11 protein-coding genes are annotated in these 16,610 nt (G+C 39.1%); 9 read left to right on the top strand and 2 right to left on the bottom strand.

The window, feature by feature from the left end:
* Positions 1-55 precede the first annotated feature (55 nt).
* Positions 56-2,773, top strand: coding sequence for a TonB-dependent receptor plug domain-containing protein (locus SJY38_RS19330; protein WP_004586338.1), 2,718 nt, complete (start codon positions 56-58; stop codon positions 2,771-2,773).
* A 367-nt stretch (positions 2,774-3,140) separates the two neighbouring features.
* Positions 3,141-4,280 carry an aspartate-semialdehyde dehydrogenase gene (gene asd, locus SJY38_RS19325; RefSeq protein ID WP_039972138.1) on the top strand — a complete coding sequence of 380 codons (1,140 nt, stop codon included), beginning with the start codon at positions 3,141-3,143 and terminating at the stop codon, positions 4,278-4,280.
* Between the two features lie 427 nt (positions 4,281-4,707).
* Here the strand turns inward: asd and SJY38_RS19320 are convergent, their stop codons facing one another.
* A complete protein-coding gene (locus SJY38_RS19320) occupies positions 4,708-5,508 on the bottom strand; it encodes a GGDEF domain-containing protein (RefSeq protein WP_377110623.1) in 801 nt (266 codons plus the stop codon).
* A gap of 635 nt (positions 5,509-6,143) precedes the next feature.
* Here SJY38_RS19320 and SJY38_RS19315 point away from each other — a divergent pair.
* Positions 6,144-7,259, top strand: a complete 1,116-nt coding sequence (locus SJY38_RS19315) for a DUF748 domain-containing protein (RefSeq protein ID WP_377110622.1) — start codon at positions 6,144-6,146, stop codon at positions 7,257-7,259.
* A gap of 66 nt (positions 7,260-7,325) precedes the next feature.
* On the opposite strand, the gene SJY38_RS19310 is transcribed toward SJY38_RS19315, so the two are convergent.
* The gene (locus tag SJY38_RS19310) at positions 7,326-8,153 is read right to left on the bottom strand and encodes an ion transporter (RefSeq protein ID WP_004586335.1); all 828 of its coding nucleotides are present in this window, start codon (positions 8,151-8,153) and stop codon (positions 7,326-7,328) included.
* Positions 8,154-8,242: 89 nt separating this feature from the next.
* On the opposite strand from SJY38_RS19310, the gene SJY38_RS19305 reads away from it, so the two are divergent.
* From SJY38_RS19305 to SJY38_RS19280, 6 genes are all read left to right on the top strand, one after another.
* Entirely contained in the window at positions 8,243-8,455 is a 213-nt protein-coding gene (locus tag SJY38_RS19305) for a hypothetical protein (protein ID WP_004586334.1), read from the top strand.
* A gap of 3 nt (positions 8,456-8,458) precedes the next feature.
* Complete coding sequence (locus SJY38_RS19300; protein WP_286741517.1) at positions 8,459-8,740, top strand: hypothetical protein; 282 nt, start codon at positions 8,459-8,461, stop codon at positions 8,738-8,740.
* Positions 8,741-8,799: 59 nt separating this feature from the next.
* On the top strand, positions 8,800-8,991 hold the full coding sequence (locus SJY38_RS19295; RefSeq protein ID WP_004586332.1) for a YwbE family protein: 192 nt from the start codon (positions 8,800-8,802) through the stop codon (positions 8,989-8,991).
* Entirely contained in the window at positions 8,991-9,506 is a 516-nt protein-coding gene (locus SJY38_RS19290; RefSeq protein WP_096043004.1) for a DUF4240 domain-containing protein, read from the top strand. The genes SJY38_RS19295 and SJY38_RS19290 overlap by 1 nt, the downstream gene beginning before the upstream one ends.
* A 190-nt stretch (positions 9,507-9,696) precedes the next feature.
* Positions 9,697-15,996 (top strand): M4 family metallopeptidase, encoded by a 6,300-nt coding sequence (locus SJY38_RS19285; RefSeq protein ID WP_377110621.1) that lies wholly within the window; start codon positions 9,697-9,699, stop codon positions 15,994-15,996.
* Between the two features lie 145 nt (positions 15,997-16,141).
* Positions 16,142-16,609 (top strand): hypothetical protein, encoded by a 468-nt coding sequence (locus SJY38_RS19280; protein WP_054981966.1) that lies wholly within the window; start codon positions 16,142-16,144, stop codon positions 16,607-16,609.
* Position 16,610: the final 1 nt, after the last annotated feature.

The raw sequence follows: 16,610 nt of genomic DNA, 5'->3' as shown, positions 1-16,610 counted from the left end.
GCTTGTTATTTAAGCGTCAGGCGCCTCTTTTGTATAACCTGATTAGGATTATCTCATGTCTAAAAAGCATAGACTCAATCAAATTACCTGGGCAATTGGTTTAGGTTTAGTCGCTCATTCGACTAGCTTAATTGCTGCACAAGCCGATGAACAGTTAACAAACGAACAAGAAATAGAAGAAGTTGTTGCTGTAGGTACGCGTTTACAAGGGAGCGCTGCGGCAGTTGTAGAAGAACGTAAAAACCAAGCCTTTGTTGCCGATATTTTAGGCTCTGAACAATTATCACGCACGGGCGACAGCGACGCAGCATCTGCGCTTCGTCGAGTAACAGGCTTAACGCTTGTTGATGGTAAGTTTATTTACGTTAGGGGCCTTGGTGAGCGTTACTCTAGTGCGCGTTTAAATGGCGCTTACATCCCAAGCCCAGATTTAACCCGTAACGTTATTCCGCTGGATATTTTCCCTGCAAGTATAATTGAAAGTATGGCCGTTCAAAAAGCTTACTCTCCAGACATGCCAGCAGCGTTTGGTGGCGGTAATATAGATATTAGAACTAAAACCGCACCGAGTGAATTTACAGCAGGCATTGAGGTGGGTGCAGGTTACGATACGGCATCAAGTGATGGCTTTACCTACAATCGTAACGAAAATGGCATTCCAAGTGAGTTATCGCAGGCGATTTCAACATACCGTGGTGATTTTAGTATTGGCAATATTGTTAGTAGTGAAGGCTTTGAAGATGGCGATTTAACGCGTGCAGAACAAGCAACCGCTGTTAATAACGCACTTTTAAAGTCGCTTCCTCGCGATTATGAGTTAAAAGAAGAGTCGTTAGACCCGCGTTATAATATTAAAGCCCATTATGGTGATAGTTTTGAAGAGAGCTATTTTGGCGGCAAGGTTGGGTTTTTACTGGCAGGTGCTTACAAAAACGAATGGGATTTTGAAGAACGTTTTAGCTCAGTTATCACCCAAGATTTAGAAAACGAAGAAGGCAATGTTGATTGTACAACGTCGTTAGCGACCAGTGAAGATGTGAGTAACTCGTGTTACAACACAGTCAAAAATTCGCAAGTGACCACTGAAACCGAAAGTTATAACGGTTCATTGAGCTTGTCATACCGTTTAGGTACGCACAGTATTTCTGCTCAACAGCTTTACATTATTGATAATGAAGATGAGTCTGAAATTGCTATTTCGCAAAGCCCTGCGGGTAGTTCTACGTTTAGTATTGCGGGTGATGGGATTGCAAACCGTAATCATGAGTTTAATTACGAAGAACGCCAATTAAACATTACTCAAGTTATGGGCCAACATACCTTTTTAGATTATTTTGGTATTGGTGCCGATTGGCAGTACACCGAAGCTAAAGCAACGACTGATATACCTACCAGTGCCGATTTTGAGTTTCGTGACACTTATAATAGTGATGGCAGCTATGCCGGCTCAACTATTACAGGGGATGATAACCGTGTAATTATGTCATACACCAATATGGAAGAGCGTGTTAAGTCGTACGGTGGTAACTTAACGCTGCCGCTTAGCTTTGAGTCTATGGAAGTTGAGTTTAAAGTTGGTTACGATTTTTCTGACAGAGCTCGAATATTTAATACCTCAAGCTTTGCTATAAACAACAGTGGCGGCTCAGGTATTTCAATAAACGACGGTAGCACTGATGCGCTTAATAATAGTGGTTTTTTAACTGACGACTTTATTGATAATAACGCTGTGTTAGTTGACTTTAATGAGCCAACAGCCCCTGATGCCGATGATTACATTGCTGCGCAAAAGGTGGATGCAGGTTATGCGTCTTTCGATGTGTTTTATGATCAATGGATAAGAATAAGCGGTGGTATTCGTTATGAGGAATTTAAACAATCTTCTATCGGTACATCGAGCCTTATTTTTGATGAAGACGATTTAAATACCTTTTACGATCCAGATAAAATTCAAGCAGGCTCTGTTATTACCGATGATTGGTATCCGGCACTGTCTGTTACCTATGTAGGTGGCGATGATTACCAAGTGCGCTTAGGTTATGGTGAAACAGTGGTACGCCCTGATTTTCGTGAAGTAGTGCCTGTTACGTATTACGACCCTTTGACCGACATTAGAACGTTTGGTCGCACAGGTATAAAGAGTAGCCCAATTAAAAACTACGACTTACGTTATGAATATTACGGACAAGCCGGTAATTCATTTAGCGTAGCGGCGTTTTATAAAGATATTACAGCGCCAATTGAAACAGTTTTAAACATTGGTGATGAAGATTACTCAGCATCGTTTATAAATGGTGAAACAGCAGAAGTTTATGGTATTGAAGCTGAATGGCTACAAGACTTAACATTTGTAAGTGAAGGCCTATTTACTAGCGGTAATATCACATTAAGTGATTCTGAAGCGTCTATTGACCCAGCACTTGCGGGTACATTAACTAATCCTAAAAAACGTATGACTGGCCACTCTGAATATGTAGTTAATTTACAATTAAACTACGATTCGTTAGATGGCATGCACAGCAGTTCATTAGTTTATAACGTATTTGGTGAGCGAATTTTAGCAGCGGGTGTTGCTAATAGAGATGACGCGTATGAGCAGCCATTTCACTCACTTGATTTAGTTTATACTTATTACCCTGATTTTAATTCTAAGATTAAGTTTAAAGTTAAAAATTTACTCGATGAAGATCAAGAGGTAACACAATCAGACATTATAGTGCGCTCAAAAGAGCAAGGTGTAACGTTTGATTTAAGTTACAGCTACGAGTTTTAATTTTCTTCCCAAGGAAGGGGGATATAATAAAACCTAACTACCGATTAGCCCTGTATTTAATACAGGGCTTTTTTATGACTATGAAAAATATTTAAGTTTCGCTTTATTTACTAGTTTTAGGGCGCTTGGGGTGTTAGGTTAGCTTTATACTAATCGACTTAAATATCTAGTCATTCTAGCGTGCTCAATAAAGCGCGAACTGCGTTATAAATTTTTGATGCAGAACAGCTACATATAAAAATTTATGGCTTGTTATCTCGCTATTAATTTGCCGCTATAAATGATTAATAACTTAATATGATTGGTTTTAATAAAAATTAATTCTCACGCAATGAATTTTAATTTTTAATGTATTAAGGCATCTTTTATGAATCAAACAGTGGAAAAAACAATGAAAAAAGTAGGATTAGTCGGTTGGCGTGGCATGGTTGGCTCTGTGTTATTAGAACGTATGCAACAGCAAAGTGATTTTGCACATATCGACACCACCTTTTTCACCACCTCACAAGCTGGGCAACTCGGCCCTGATATTGCTGGCGACGCAAAACCGTTATTAGATGCAAGTGATGTAAATGAACTTGCTAAAATGGATATTATTGTTACCTGTCAAGGTGGTGATTATACCAAAGCGGTTTACCCTAAATTACGCGAATCGGGTTGGGATGGTTACTGGATTGATGCAGCTTCTGCACTTCGTATGGTTGATGACAGCATTATTGTACTTGACCCTGTAAATAAAGATGTCATTGAACAAGGTTTAGAGCAAGGCGTAAAAACTTTTGTAGGTGGTAACTGTACCGTATCGTTAATGCTACTTGCTTTAGGTGGTTTGTTTGAGCAAGACCTAATTGAGTGGGTAAGCCCAATGACTTACCAAGCGGCCTCTGGTGCCGGCGCTCGTAATATGAAAGAGCTTATAGCACAAATGGGCGCTATTCATTCAAGCGTTGCCGAGCAACTAGATAACCCAAGTTCAGCTATTTTAGAAATTGATAAAATAGTGAGCGAAAAAATGGCTTCAAGCGATTTACCACAAGACCAATTTGGCGTGCCGCTAGCCGGTAGCTTAATTCCTTGGATTGACGTACCAATGCCAAGTGGCCAGTCTAAAGAAGAGTGGAAAGCTCAGGTTGAAGCGAACAAAATTTTAGGCTCTTCTAAACAGCCTGTGCCAATTGATGGTTTATGTGTACGTATTGGTGCAATGCGTTGTCATAGCCAAGCGATGACCATTAAATTACGTGAAGACATTAGCGTAGAAAAAATTGAAGAAATTTTAGCTTCTCATAACGAGTGGGTTAAAGTTATCCCTAATGAGCGCGAAATTAGTGCAACTGACTTAACCCCAGTTAAAGTAACAGGTACTTTAAGTATTCCTGTTGGTCGTATTCGTAAATTAGCCATGGGTCCTAAATACATTAGCGCATTTACCGTGGGCGATCAGCTGTTATGGGGTGCTGCAGAGCCACTTCGTCGTATGCTTCGCATCATTGTAGACGGTGAATAATTTCTGCATTTAAAAGTATGTATTTAAAAGGGGTTAGCATATTGCTAACCCCTTTTTTAGTTAGGGCGTGTTGACCTTAGCGGATTGAAATTTGTTCAATCTAGGGGCGATTAAATCGCGGCGCGAGGTTTGTAACCTAGTGGGCTCGATAACTGCTCCTGCGTTATTCTAATGACTTACATCCATGTAAGAATAAGTAAAAACCGAGCAAAGCTTCCGCGTCCTGCTCACGCCCCTTACCTACATCCATGTAGGCAACAAAGAGTTTATCGCCCCTAGGCAGAATCCGAAGGGCAGCGCATGTTTGGCATTTATGCTGCGTTATCGCCTATTTATGTGGAATAACCACACTTCATAGGCTCTGCCTTGCCTAAAAAACAAACACACTGCTGCAAATTCAAGCATCAAAGATCAACACGCCCTAGTGTTAGTTAAGCGGCATTGCATACGCTACTTTATTTTTTCCTTCGTGTTTTGCTATGTATAACGCTTTATCTGCTAAATCTATCGCTTTGTCTATTTGAATAGTTGCACATTTAATGCCTATAACACCAAAGCTTGCTGTAACATTTATAAATTGTTGTTTGTATTCAATGGGCTTACTTGCAAGAGTAGTACGTAGAGTATCGGCAAATTGCTTTGCTTTTAGCTCTGAATCTCTGGCTATCAGTATTACAAATTCTTCTCCGCCTATACGGGCAAATATATCTTCTTTATTTAAACACGCTCTTACCCGTTTTGTTGCTTGGATTAGTACTTCATCTCCACCTGCATGGCCGTATTTATCATTTATATTTTTAAACGAGTCTATATCCCAATATATAAGCGATACGTGTTGTTCGCAGCTTAATTTATTTTCAAGCTTTTTTTGGCCAACGTCGTAAAAACCACGTCTGTTTATACATTGTGTGAGTACGTCGGTCATGGCGAGTTTTTGCATTTCTTGCGCTAAATCTGAGGCCATTATAAAAATAATAAATACAGCCATACCAACATGTGCAGTTGGGACTGTTATAAAATTAATGAGTGTATATAAATCTAAGTAAGCTTGGTTAACCTGGCTGCCTTGCATTAGTGCGATAGTGGCCGCAATAAATAAACATACGCCGCACAAAGTGTAAGTAATGGCAGCCCCAATTTCAGCGGGTAGCGACTTAGGTTTATGTTTTATTATAATGACGGCGTTTATTAGCAGCAGTAAAATATCGTAATAAATATATAAAGACATAAACAAACCAACATGAACGTTCACGGCTTTATAATAATAAACTGCAGCTAACGTAATCACGGCTAAAGCCAACAAATAATCGATTTTGATAGGGCTTCGGGCACGTATACTGTGTCCCCATGTTCCCAAAATGACAGACCCCATAGAAAAGCTAACAGCCAGTAGCCAATAGAAGGTTTCTGATTCGAAGTAGGGCCGCAATAATATTGTACCCCATTGACACGCAGAGCACATAAATGCGCAGGCCCAAAATAACGAATATGATTTTTTCCCTAACGTATACCACGCCATTAAAAATATAACTGACCAAACAATACTGGTTAGTAAAAGAGTAATTAAAATAAAAAAGACTGGGCTCATAGGTTATATGTTCTTGTGTTAGTTACTTTTTACTGTAGTTGAGGTTGCTTGGGAATTCGAGTAAAGCTATGTATTTAAAAATTCTATTTGTAAATATTTATGTATTGTGTGTACCCACAACCCCTATGAATTGCATTTTTTGGTATAGCTTTTGCTCGTACTGATCTATTACACCTTTATTCGCTCGGTTTTCGCTGCTTTGTGGGTACTTAATTCACTTATGCAGGTATTTTTTACTTATGCCGAGATGCTAAGCCTTCACATAAGGATAGATAATGGCTTCTACTTTTAAAAATACACGTAAAAAATGGTTTTATGCTTTAGTGGTTACAGCCTTGGGGTTAATTTTACTCAGAGCTTTAGCCCCTTATGCGGTTCAATATTATGTAAATCAGCAGCTTGAACAAACCCAAGGCATAACAGGGCATGTGGGTGATGTTGATTTGTACTTATACCGAGGCGCTTACGCTGTTGATGAGGTAGAAATTTACGCGGTAGATGCCACGCAGGTGCCTAAGCCGTTACTGTCTATTGATACACTTGATTTTTCGCTTGCGTGGTCTGCTTTATTAAACGGTAATTTTGTCACCAACATGGCTTTTACCCGCCCAGAAATTGTTATTTACGATAAAGACCCAACTACCGCTGAACAAAATCAACAGGTGAAAGATGAAACCACGTGGGTAGGCCTTGCTAATGATCTCGTGCCTTTTTCAATTGATACGCTACGTATAGACAATGGTAAAGTAACCTTAGTTAACGCCACCAGCGAAGGAGAGCAGCCTACTTACGTATCAAATATAAACGCTAACATTAACAATATTACCAATGCACAAAACCTCTCTAAAACTTTAGTTACGAGTTTAAAAGTAGAAGGGCAGCTAATGGGCGAAGCTAAGCTGTCTTTAAATGGTAAATTGGACCCCTTTAGTGATGAAGCTAATTTTGATTTTAATGTTGAAGTGCAGCGTTTTTCGGTTAAAAATCTCGAAACTGTTTTTAAAGTGTATACCCCATTTGACATTGAAGCCGGCGGAATAGATGGCGCAATGGAATTGGCCGCTAACAATAATAACTTAAATGGATATGTAAAAGCGGGTGTGCACGATTTAAGTGTTTTTTCGTGGCGCGAAGATATAGAAAAAGATAATGACGGTCTATTTACCGCTATTTTTGAAGGCAGTATTGATTTACTCAGCTCGCTATTAGAAAACGATGAGTCAAAGCTGGTGGCTGCTCGGGTGCCCATAGATGGGCAATTAGATAACGCTGATGTATCTACTTTTGAAGCCGTGGTTTCGGTATTAAAAAATGCGTTTTTTGAAGCATTTAAAATGAAGGTTGATAATGTTATTTCGTTTGAAAGCACGCAAGAACAACAAGGTGAGTAACTAAAAGCCCTTTGTATTAACTCAATACAAAGGGCTTTTTAAGTTTTAGCAAGTAAAATAGATCAGCTATTTATTGGAGTTGGTAATATCTGAGGTTTTACTTAATAACGTTTTTAGCTCAGCTATTTGCGCTTGTAGTTCAACCACTTGTCCCTGCGTTGCAGGAAGTGAGTTATTATCCGCTTTTAGCTCACGGGCATTTCGATGCTCCTCGCTCATTACTTCTAAAATGGCACCTACCATCATGTTTAAAAACACAAACGCAGTTAAAAAGATAAACGTGAGGTAGTAAATCCAGCTCAGCTCGTACACCGCCATGGTTTCGTACATAATGTCGGTCCAATCTTCAAAGGTAGCTATCCTAAATAGCGTCAACATTGAAATGGATACATCTTGCCAAAGTACCGGGTTAATATCGGCAAACATCATACTGCCCATGGCTGCGTAAATATAAAAAATAACAAACATAAGCAGTGCTATATAGCCCATTTGCGGAATGGCTTTAAGCAACGAATTTACAAGCAAACGCAGCTCTGGGATCATAGATACTAAACGCAGTACCCTAAATATACGCAGCAATCGGGCAAGTAACATGGTTGAGCCTGCAGCTGGGTATAAGCTGCCAAGTACAATAATGGTATCGAATATATTCCAGCCCTTTGAAAAGAAGTCTTTTATTCCTTTACTTGCAATAAAGCGAATAATGAGTTCGATTAAAAAGAAAGCTGTGATCCCTACATCCATCCAATTTAGAATAAATTCTACAGTGGGGTGAAGAGAATATGTATGAGCACCTACGGTGAGGGCAGAAACAACAATGACAGCTATAACAAATGATTGAAATATCTTGCTTTTGTCTATACGCTGAAACAGCTTTTGTAACTGCGACATCATAATTATGGGTCCTATGCAAAGTCAGGTTTTTATGACGCTAATATACAATAATATTGTTGCTTTCGATAACGAAAGTGTAAGGAATTCTAATGTTAATCAGTCAAATAACTAAAAGCGCATTGCTGTTTGTGGGATTTTCGGTACTTGCTGGGTGCAGCTCCGACGCTCGCTTTCACGAAATTCAATCAGCACGTTTAGATGAATGTAATTATAAAGCCGATAAAGAATATTACGAGTGCCTTGAAAATCAAGATAAAAATTTTGAAGAGTATAAAAAACAGCAAAGTGAACAAACACAATAATTTATGACTAAAACACAAAAATTGCGTGATAAACAAATACGCCAAGCCCTCACCAACGCCTGTGAGCAAATAAAAGCGACTCATGATGGTTTTGCTTATTTAACTCACACCATTGATTTAAAAAATGAAGCAAAGTCACTAAACATAAGCTGCTATTTTGAAGATGATATAGCCTATAACGACACCGAAGCGCATTTTTGTCAGTTAGTCGATATTATTCACGCTGAGCTTAGCAAAATAAGCTTACCGGTAGCGGCTAAGCAAATAGCGTTTTTAGTTGATTAACATTGGTTTGCCTAGCTATGGACGTTATAATTACCAAAATTATTTTTAGGATGTAAAGCATGGCTGTTCCATCGCGTTCGCAAATCACACCAGGTACAACCGTAAATATTGTATTAAAAGAAGATCAACGCAGCGGCACATTGACTCAAGGTGTAGTTGAGCGTTTATTAACTAAATCACCTAATCACCCGCATGGTATTAAAGTACGCCTAGAAGATGGTCAAGTCGGCCGAGTAAAAGAGATTTTATAATGACAGCGTTAACAGAGCAGGAATTTTGGGATTTAGTGACCACGCCTGAGTTAGGGCTCGACCCACAAAGCGTAAGCGACAACTTAAAAGCTAAATTGAGCGATTTAACTGACGAGCAGCTCATTGCTTTTGATAAATTTTTTGGTATTCACATGCGCAAATGTTTTACCTGGGATTTATTTGGTGCTGCATTTGTTATGGCTGGCTGTAACGACGAATACGGTTTTAGCGAATTTAGGTGCTGGCTCATCTCCCGCGGGGAGACGGTATTTAATAACGCATTAAGCAATGCCGACTCACTAGCACAGTGCTCCCCTGTGTATTATTTAAATGAGCAACCTTACCCTTATATTGATGAATACGACTTAATAGCCGGTTTATTATTTGAAGAGCGTAACGACGACGAATTACCTTTTGTACCCTCAGGCGAGCAACCGGCAGGTAAACGCTTTAAAGACAAACCCAAGTTTTTAAAACAAAGCTATCCGCAATTATTTGCAAAATACTGGCAGTAATATTCAACGTTATTTACATTCAAGATGGTTGCATTTAACGCCACCATCTTGAATTTTCCTTTCACAGTTGTTCACAATCGTACCCATTTATTCACTTTTTTAAATGACTCTATGTTAATAGTTATGTTACATTAATGTGTTTTTAAATGAACAGACACTGAATAATAACAATATACGACATAGGAATGTTATGTATAAAACACTCTCATCAGGATTGATAGCGTTTTGCTTTTTAAATTCGCTAAGTGCACACGCGGCGGTTTCGCAACGAGTAAACAAATCATCTTTATCAGAAGTTAACTTACTTTTAAATCAAAGCGTAGGTTTAACTAATCAGGCATCCACCCATTCTTACTTTATTGAGTTAGATACTCCTCAAGCCTTAAATGCAAAACAAACTCGGTCATCAGCTAAAAAGATGCAGCAGTTTTTTGCAGGCGTGCCTATTTGGGGGCAGCAAATACGAGTGCAATCTAGCAATCAACACATAAGTGGTTTTTTTGCGAAAAATATCGATGCTATATCTTTAAATAAAACGGCTAATAATCAGTTTGACGAATTTTCTGCGGTTAAATCTATTTTAGTAAACGCTAAACTTGATGAATCTACCGCTTATCAAGTATTAAACAACAAACGTTATGTTTATATTGATAACGGAGTCGCACATTTTGCTCGCTTAATTGAATTAAATGTATTTGAAAATGGCGTTGAAAAAAAGCCAATAGGTTTAGTAAGTGAATCTGATTACAGTGTATTTAAACAGTGGAATAATATTAAAAGTGCCCAAGGTACAGGCCCTGGCGGTAATACAAAAATAGGGCAGTATGAATACGGCACTGACGTTGAAGCACTGGATGTGACACAGCGTGGTGAGATGTGTTTTTTAGAAAACGAGAAAGTTAAAACTGTCACCATGGAGTCGGGTTTTGAGCCAAGTGAAGCTTACTCTTTTGCCTGTGATAGGAATACTTACAAAGAAGTAAATGGAGCTTACTCCCCGCTAAATGATGCCCATGCATTTGGTACTGCGGTATTTGATATGTATCAACAGTGGTACAACACGGCTCCGCTTACTTTTCAATTATTGATGCGTGTTCACAGTGGTAACAACTGGGAAAATGCAACGTGGAATGGTCAGGCTATGACCTTTGGTGATGGCGCTGATAGGTTTTACCCGTTGGTTTCACTTGATATCGTATCTCATGAGGTAAGCCATGGTTTTACTAGTCAAAACTCTAATTTAATTTATGCAGAACAATCTGGTGGTATAAACGAATCTTTCTCTGATATGGCGGGTGAAACAGCCGAGTATTTTTTACGCGCAGAGACTGATTGGTTATCTGGCGCTGATATTTCAAAAACTAGCCCCGCACTTCGTTATTTTGAAACGCCATCACTAGATGGGCTTTCGATTGACCACGCAAGTGAATATTACTCAGGTATGGATGTTCACTTTAGTAGTGGTGTTTTTAATCGTGCTTTCTTCCTACTTTCGAACACTGATGGTTGGGACCCTAAAAAAGCGTTCGAGATAATGCTTTTTGCAAATCAAAACTATTGGGTTAACTCTAGTGATTTTATTGATGGTGCCTGTGGTGCTATAAATTCTGCTATTGATTTAAGGTATGAAGCTAACGATGTCATTGTAGCATTTAATGAAGTAGGCGTTACTTGCGATAACATTCAGTTTATAGATGCCGATGGCGACTTAATGGATGATAACTGGGAGCTGTTTTACGGATTAGATCCTAGTAATGCTGATGACGCTGGACTTGATTTAGACCAAGATGGTTTAACAAACCTTGAAGAATACTTAGCGAATACTTTCCCTAATGTAACGGATACCGACTCAGATGATCTATCAGATTATGATGAAGTTAATGTATACCTTACTGAACCTAACAATGCAGACTCTGACTTTGACCGCATGTCTGATGGCTGGGAAGTTTCGTTTTCATTAAACCCATTAAATGCAGATGATGCTCAACTTGATTTAGACTCAGACACCTGGAGTAATGTAATCGAGTTCTTTGGTAACAGTGACCCTTCAGACGCAAGCTCTGAGCCGGTCGTTTTTCCTGAAACAACCTTTGACTTCGATGATGCAGCTGTTCCAGATTTGCTTATTTCGTCAAATTTACAAACGCCTTGGGTAACAACTCAAATTAATGAAGATTCTGGCTTTGTGTTGACTAATAACGACATTACAGACAACCAATCAACCAGTGTTGAGTTTAGCTTTTTAAATAGCGAGCAAGGCTATGTAAACTTTAACTACGCATTAGACACAGAAGTTGGTTATGACTATTTTACTGTTTATATTAATGGTTCAATTGTTTTAGATGAGTCAGGAATAAGCGAGTGGAAGGACGCGTCTTTCCAAGTTCCTGCTGGACTAAATACTGTTAAGTTTACTTATTCTAAAGATTTGTCCGTTTCTACTCCTGCAGATGCTGTATATATAGATAATTTATATATAGGGCCTAATTTTCCTGATGCTGATAATGACGGTATGTCTGATTCTTGGGAATTACAGCATGGTCTTGATATAAATAATAGTGAAGATGCATCACTTGATGCTGACGCGGATGGCTTATCTAACCTTTTAGAGTTTTTAAACGCGGGTTTACCAAATAACCCTGATACAGATGGCGATACTATCCCTGATGGTTGGGAGTACAATAATAGTTTAGATTTAACCAGCTCGTCTGATGCAGCAGAAGATGCAGATAATGATGGGTTTTCAAATCTAACCGAGTATTTAGCAAACACTGATCCGCAGTCAGATACTTCTTTCCCTGTTGCTTTAAACCTCACTACCTCTTTTGAAGGCTCTGCACTACCTAGTTGGATGGTTGAAGCCGAAGGTTCTAGTGCTCCTTGGTTTATTACGAATGATTTTGCGACCGACGGTATACAAAGTATTCGCTCAGGCGTTATTAGTCACTCACAGTTTAGCAGCTTCACCGTAACAGGTTTATTTGAAGAGAGTGTATTAGCATTCGATTATAAAATTGAATCAGAGTCTTGCTGCGATTTTTTAAGTATTACTATTGATGGACAACCCGTTTTTGAGCGTAAAGACCGAGGTAATTCAAATACCACAGAAGCAACGTCTATTGTGCTTAACCTAAGCGAAGGGCTTCATAATATTGAATTTAAATATTATAAAGACGGTTCTGTCTCATTCGGTGCCGATACTGTATGGCTTGATAACTTTGCTTTATTTTCTCCAACTGATTTAACAGATACTGATAACGATCAACTGCCAGATTACTGGGAATTAGTTAATGGATTAAATCGCCTTGATGCAAGTGATGCTGCATCTGATGCTGATACTGACGGTCTTTCAGCCCTAGAAGAATTTAACCTAGGAACAAATCCAACCTCAGCAGATACAGATGGTGATGAACTAAGTGATGGCTATGAGGTAAGTAATGATCTTTTACCTTTAGATGCTGCAGATGCTAATTTAGATTACGATGAAGATGGTTATACAAATATTCAGGAGTTTTACTCTCAGAGTCTAGCTAACGATGCTTCATCATTAGTGCAATCTTTTACGCAATTAAATGAAAGCTTTGAAGATGGCCTTCTTCCGGCTAAGTTTACCGAACTTGCCGTTAACTCTTGGGGTTGGCAAGCTAATACAAGTTGGTCAACTTTGGGCGATGCAAGCCTTAGCTTAGCATTAACGCCTACTAGCAAGGTTGGGGGGTTTGCCATTGCGGGGTTATTTGAAGCCGGTTTTATTAATTTAGACTATTTGGTTTATGACTCTCCAGCGCTGCAAATAAGCTTAAATGGTAGCCCTATAGATGTAAATCGTGGTAGCCAGTCTCGTTTATTGTTACCGGTAGATGATGGTTTTAACATTATTAAAGTTAAATATGAGGACTTATACCTTCAGCAGCAACCGTTATCAGTTGATAACATTACCTGGTCTGCAGATATAGACCTCACCAGCGACTATGATTCGGACGGTATTCCTGATTTTTGGGAAGTTGAATATAGGCTAAATGCTTTAGAACCCTACGACGCTAATTATGACGCCGACTATGATGGTTTGACTAATTTACAAGAGTATCAACTTTCGGGTAATCCGCTTAGCTCAGATTCAGATGGTGATGGTGTTCAAGACAGTGAAGATAGCCACCCAGATGATGCAAGCCGCGGTGAAAATAGTCCGCCTGAGTTTATATCGAGTCTTGAGCCGATTACGCTTGAAGCGACTTCACAAAATACTAATTTCACCCGCCTATATACTCCAGAGGCAAGGGATAACGGCCATTTAGAGCCTCAAGTATACACAAGCTCAGGGTCTTACTTGCCCCTTGGCGAGCACCAGATTACATGGATTGCACGAGATAATGTTGGTAACGAAACATCGGCTATACAAACAGTCACACTTGTTGATACAACTGCCCCGATTATCCAACCGTATACTTTTAGTGTTTATGGCAGCACGATTACGGCTATAAAAAATTCACTTTTAGATAGTCGTGTTATTTACGATAGTGTTTCAGCTATAACGCTTCTGGAAATTGATGATAGCTTTGTATTTAGAACGGGTGATGTATCTATTCCTGTATCTGCTGTTGATGAAGCTGGAAATCATGTATCAGGCGACGTAAGGGCTATGATTTTCCCTGAAATCAGTATTCAGCCTACTACGTATGTGTATCAAAATGGTAATGTGCTTGTAGATGTTTTTATTAGCGGCGCTAACCCATACGGTTACTCTAGCTTTCATTTACAAGCTAATAATAGCACCCAGTATTTTACTACTAATCAGTATGGACCTATTAAGCTTGAGTTAGAGCGAGAATTTATAGGTAGCGCAGCAAGTATTAGTGTCCTATCTAATGGTAATGCGTTTATAGACAAAAATGATAACAGCCAGCTAGTGTACTTAAGTGAAGCGGCACAGGCGCAGTTTATTACTGATTTTTATCAAAATGGTAAAGCAGTTAATAAAACTATTCAGCGTTCTTTACCTGACTTTAATGCCACCATTAAGTTAGTAAATTTACCTAGTACAGGTAGTGATGTATCCCTTGAGCTTATTGGCCCCACAGGTGTTGATTTTTACATTTATAAAACAGCTGATTCACAGTGGGATGTTTCATTTAGCGCAAATCTTTCTGAGCAAACCAATAATATAGATTTAACTTTACGTGTAAAACAAGGTGATGAACTACTAGCAACTAAGCAAACTAGTTTACGTATTGTTGATAGCGTTATATTTGATGACCCTGAGCTAGATACTGATGGCGACGGTATACCTGATATTGAAGAAGGGGTAGGTGATAGTGATAAAGATGGTATTGCTGATTACCTAGATAGCACTTCTACTACTAATACAGCTATCTTAGCTTCAGGTGATAGTGCTCACAGTATTGATGAGTTTAATCACTTGGCTGTAGGTAGCATTAAAGAGGCTCTAGCAGCGGGTTATATTGCTGATATGTCTATTTCTGAACAAGCACTAAGCACTTATTTCTCAGATTTAGATATAATAGAACCTCACTTCCAAGCTAAAAGTGATGTAATTAACGTTCGTGTTACGTTATCTAATTCATCAAGCACCGCAGAAATTGCACTACCTGAGTATGTAAATGCAATTTTAAGCTCAGATATGCAAGTAAGAGTACTAACCGCTGCTGGTTGGCAGTCGGCCACTGTATTATCAGGTAATGTATATGAGCAAGTGTGTTCACGCTGCTTTAGCTTTGCAATCGCAGATGGTAGCGCATTCGACCTTGATGGAGAGGTTAATGGGGTTGTTGAAGTTGTGGCAAAACTAGCGCAGGAGAGTCTAAATCAGGCGCCAGTATTAGATGTTGATATGCCGGCCACGATAGAAGAGCTTGCTACTATTGAGCTTGATGCTTCTGGCTCTACTGACCCTGATGGAGATACGTTATCTTACGAATGGCGTGTTGAACACCCTCAGTTATCTATTACAGCTGAGGATACTCAAGGTAAAGCGGTACTTACCGTGGGTGAGCTTGAGCAAACGGTTGATGCGGATATTACGTTAGTGATATCAGATGGCTATGAGCAATTTACGCAAGTATACACCGTTAGCTTTTTACATGTTAATCAGCTACCAAGTGTAGAATTAAGTACATCTGCGGTTTCGGTTAAAGCAGGTCAGGAAGTTTCAGTGACAGCGTCTGCAACTGATAAAGAATCCTCAGAGCTTTCTTTTAAGTGGGTTCAAACAATGGGTGTAGAAGTGGCGCTAAGCGATGTTGACTCCAGCACACTTAAGTTTACAGCGCCGAGTGTGTCGCAAACTACAGAGCTGGGCTTCAAGCTTATTGTATCTGATGGTGAAGGTGAGACTGAGCAAAGTTTAGCTGTGACTGTCACTAATGCATCTGGCACAAGTAGTGAAAAGGGCAGTGGCGGTGGTTCATTAGCCTTCATGTTGCTGCTTTTAGCATTTTCTGTTGTGTACACAAGAGCGCAGTGCTTTAAGTAACACTTACTAATAAATATATTCTTATATTGATAAAAGCCCCTTGATGTATTCAAGGGGCTTTTTCTTTTATGAACCAAATGTATTTTAAGTAAGTATAGAGTTGAGTGTGTTATGCTATTTTTATTAGTAATGAGTTGGAATTTTAATGAGTTATCGTAAAATTTTATTATGTATGAGCTGTTTATTTCTAAGTAATGTACTTTTTGCTAAAACTGTTACGCCGAGTAATAAAAGCCGTTTTATACCGTTATTAAAAACAATGCTTGGCGATTACCAGGTGGTAACTGCTAACTCCCCACTGTGTGTGGATAGTCAGTTGAGTTTAATTAACCCAGTTTACCCAGACGCGGGTTTTAAATTAGGCGAGCATATTGCGTTTGAAAGTTTACACAACGGCACCCGTACAACTAAAAAGCCAAATTTTTGTTTTGTAACTAGCTCGTATAAATACAAAAGTGATGGTGTTGATAACAGCTTAAAAATGAGCCGCTGTATTGACCCCAATAACGAAAAAACCATCAGACAAAGCATTAAGTTTACCAGTGTTACAACGCTCAAATATACGCAGAATACCCCCGCAGTAGAATGCACATTTACAAGACAAGTTGATTAAC

This window comes from Pseudoalteromonas sp. R86517 (assembly GCF_042466295.1).
GTDB lineage: Bacteria > Pseudomonadota > Gammaproteobacteria > Enterobacterales > Alteromonadaceae > Pseudoalteromonas > Pseudoalteromonas atlantica.
The sequence above is the reverse complement of the archived record's forward strand: the minus strand, read 5'-3'. Positions and strand labels throughout refer to the sequence as shown.

Excerpts from the sequence above, each read along its gene's own strand:
- SJY38_RS19330 (WP_004586338.1), top strand. The coding sequence starts at position 56 with ATGTCTAAAAAGCATAGACTCAATCAAATTACCTGGGCAATTGGTTTA.
- asd (WP_039972138.1), top strand. The coding sequence starts at position 3,141 with ATGAATCAAACAGTGGAAAAAACAATGAAAAAAGTAGGATTAGTCGGT.
- SJY38_RS19320 (WP_377110623.1), bottom strand. The coding sequence starts at position 5,508 with ATGTCTTTATATATTTATTACGATATTTTACTGCTGCTAATAAACGCC.
- SJY38_RS19315 (WP_377110622.1), top strand. The coding sequence starts at position 6,144 with ATGGCTTCTACTTTTAAAAATACACGTAAAAAATGGTTTTATGCTTTA.
- SJY38_RS19310 (WP_004586335.1), bottom strand. The coding sequence starts at position 8,153 with ATGATGTCGCAGTTACAAAAGCTGTTTCAGCGTATAGACAAAAGCAAG.
- SJY38_RS19305 (WP_004586334.1), top strand. The coding sequence starts at position 8,243 with ATGTTAATCAGTCAAATAACTAAAAGCGCATTGCTGTTTGTGGGATTT.
- SJY38_RS19300 (WP_286741517.1), top strand. The coding sequence starts at position 8,459 with ATGACTAAAACACAAAAATTGCGTGATAAACAAATACGCCAAGCCCTC.
- SJY38_RS19295 (WP_004586332.1), top strand. The coding sequence starts at position 8,800 with ATGGCTGTTCCATCGCGTTCGCAAATCACACCAGGTACAACCGTAAAT.
- SJY38_RS19290 (WP_096043004.1), top strand. The coding sequence starts at position 8,991 with ATGACAGCGTTAACAGAGCAGGAATTTTGGGATTTAGTGACCACGCCT.
- SJY38_RS19285 (WP_377110621.1), top strand. The coding sequence starts at position 9,697 with ATGTATAAAACACTCTCATCAGGATTGATAGCGTTTTGCTTTTTAAAT.
- SJY38_RS19280 (WP_054981966.1), top strand. The coding sequence starts at position 16,142 with ATGAGTTATCGTAAAATTTTATTATGTATGAGCTGTTTATTTCTAAGT.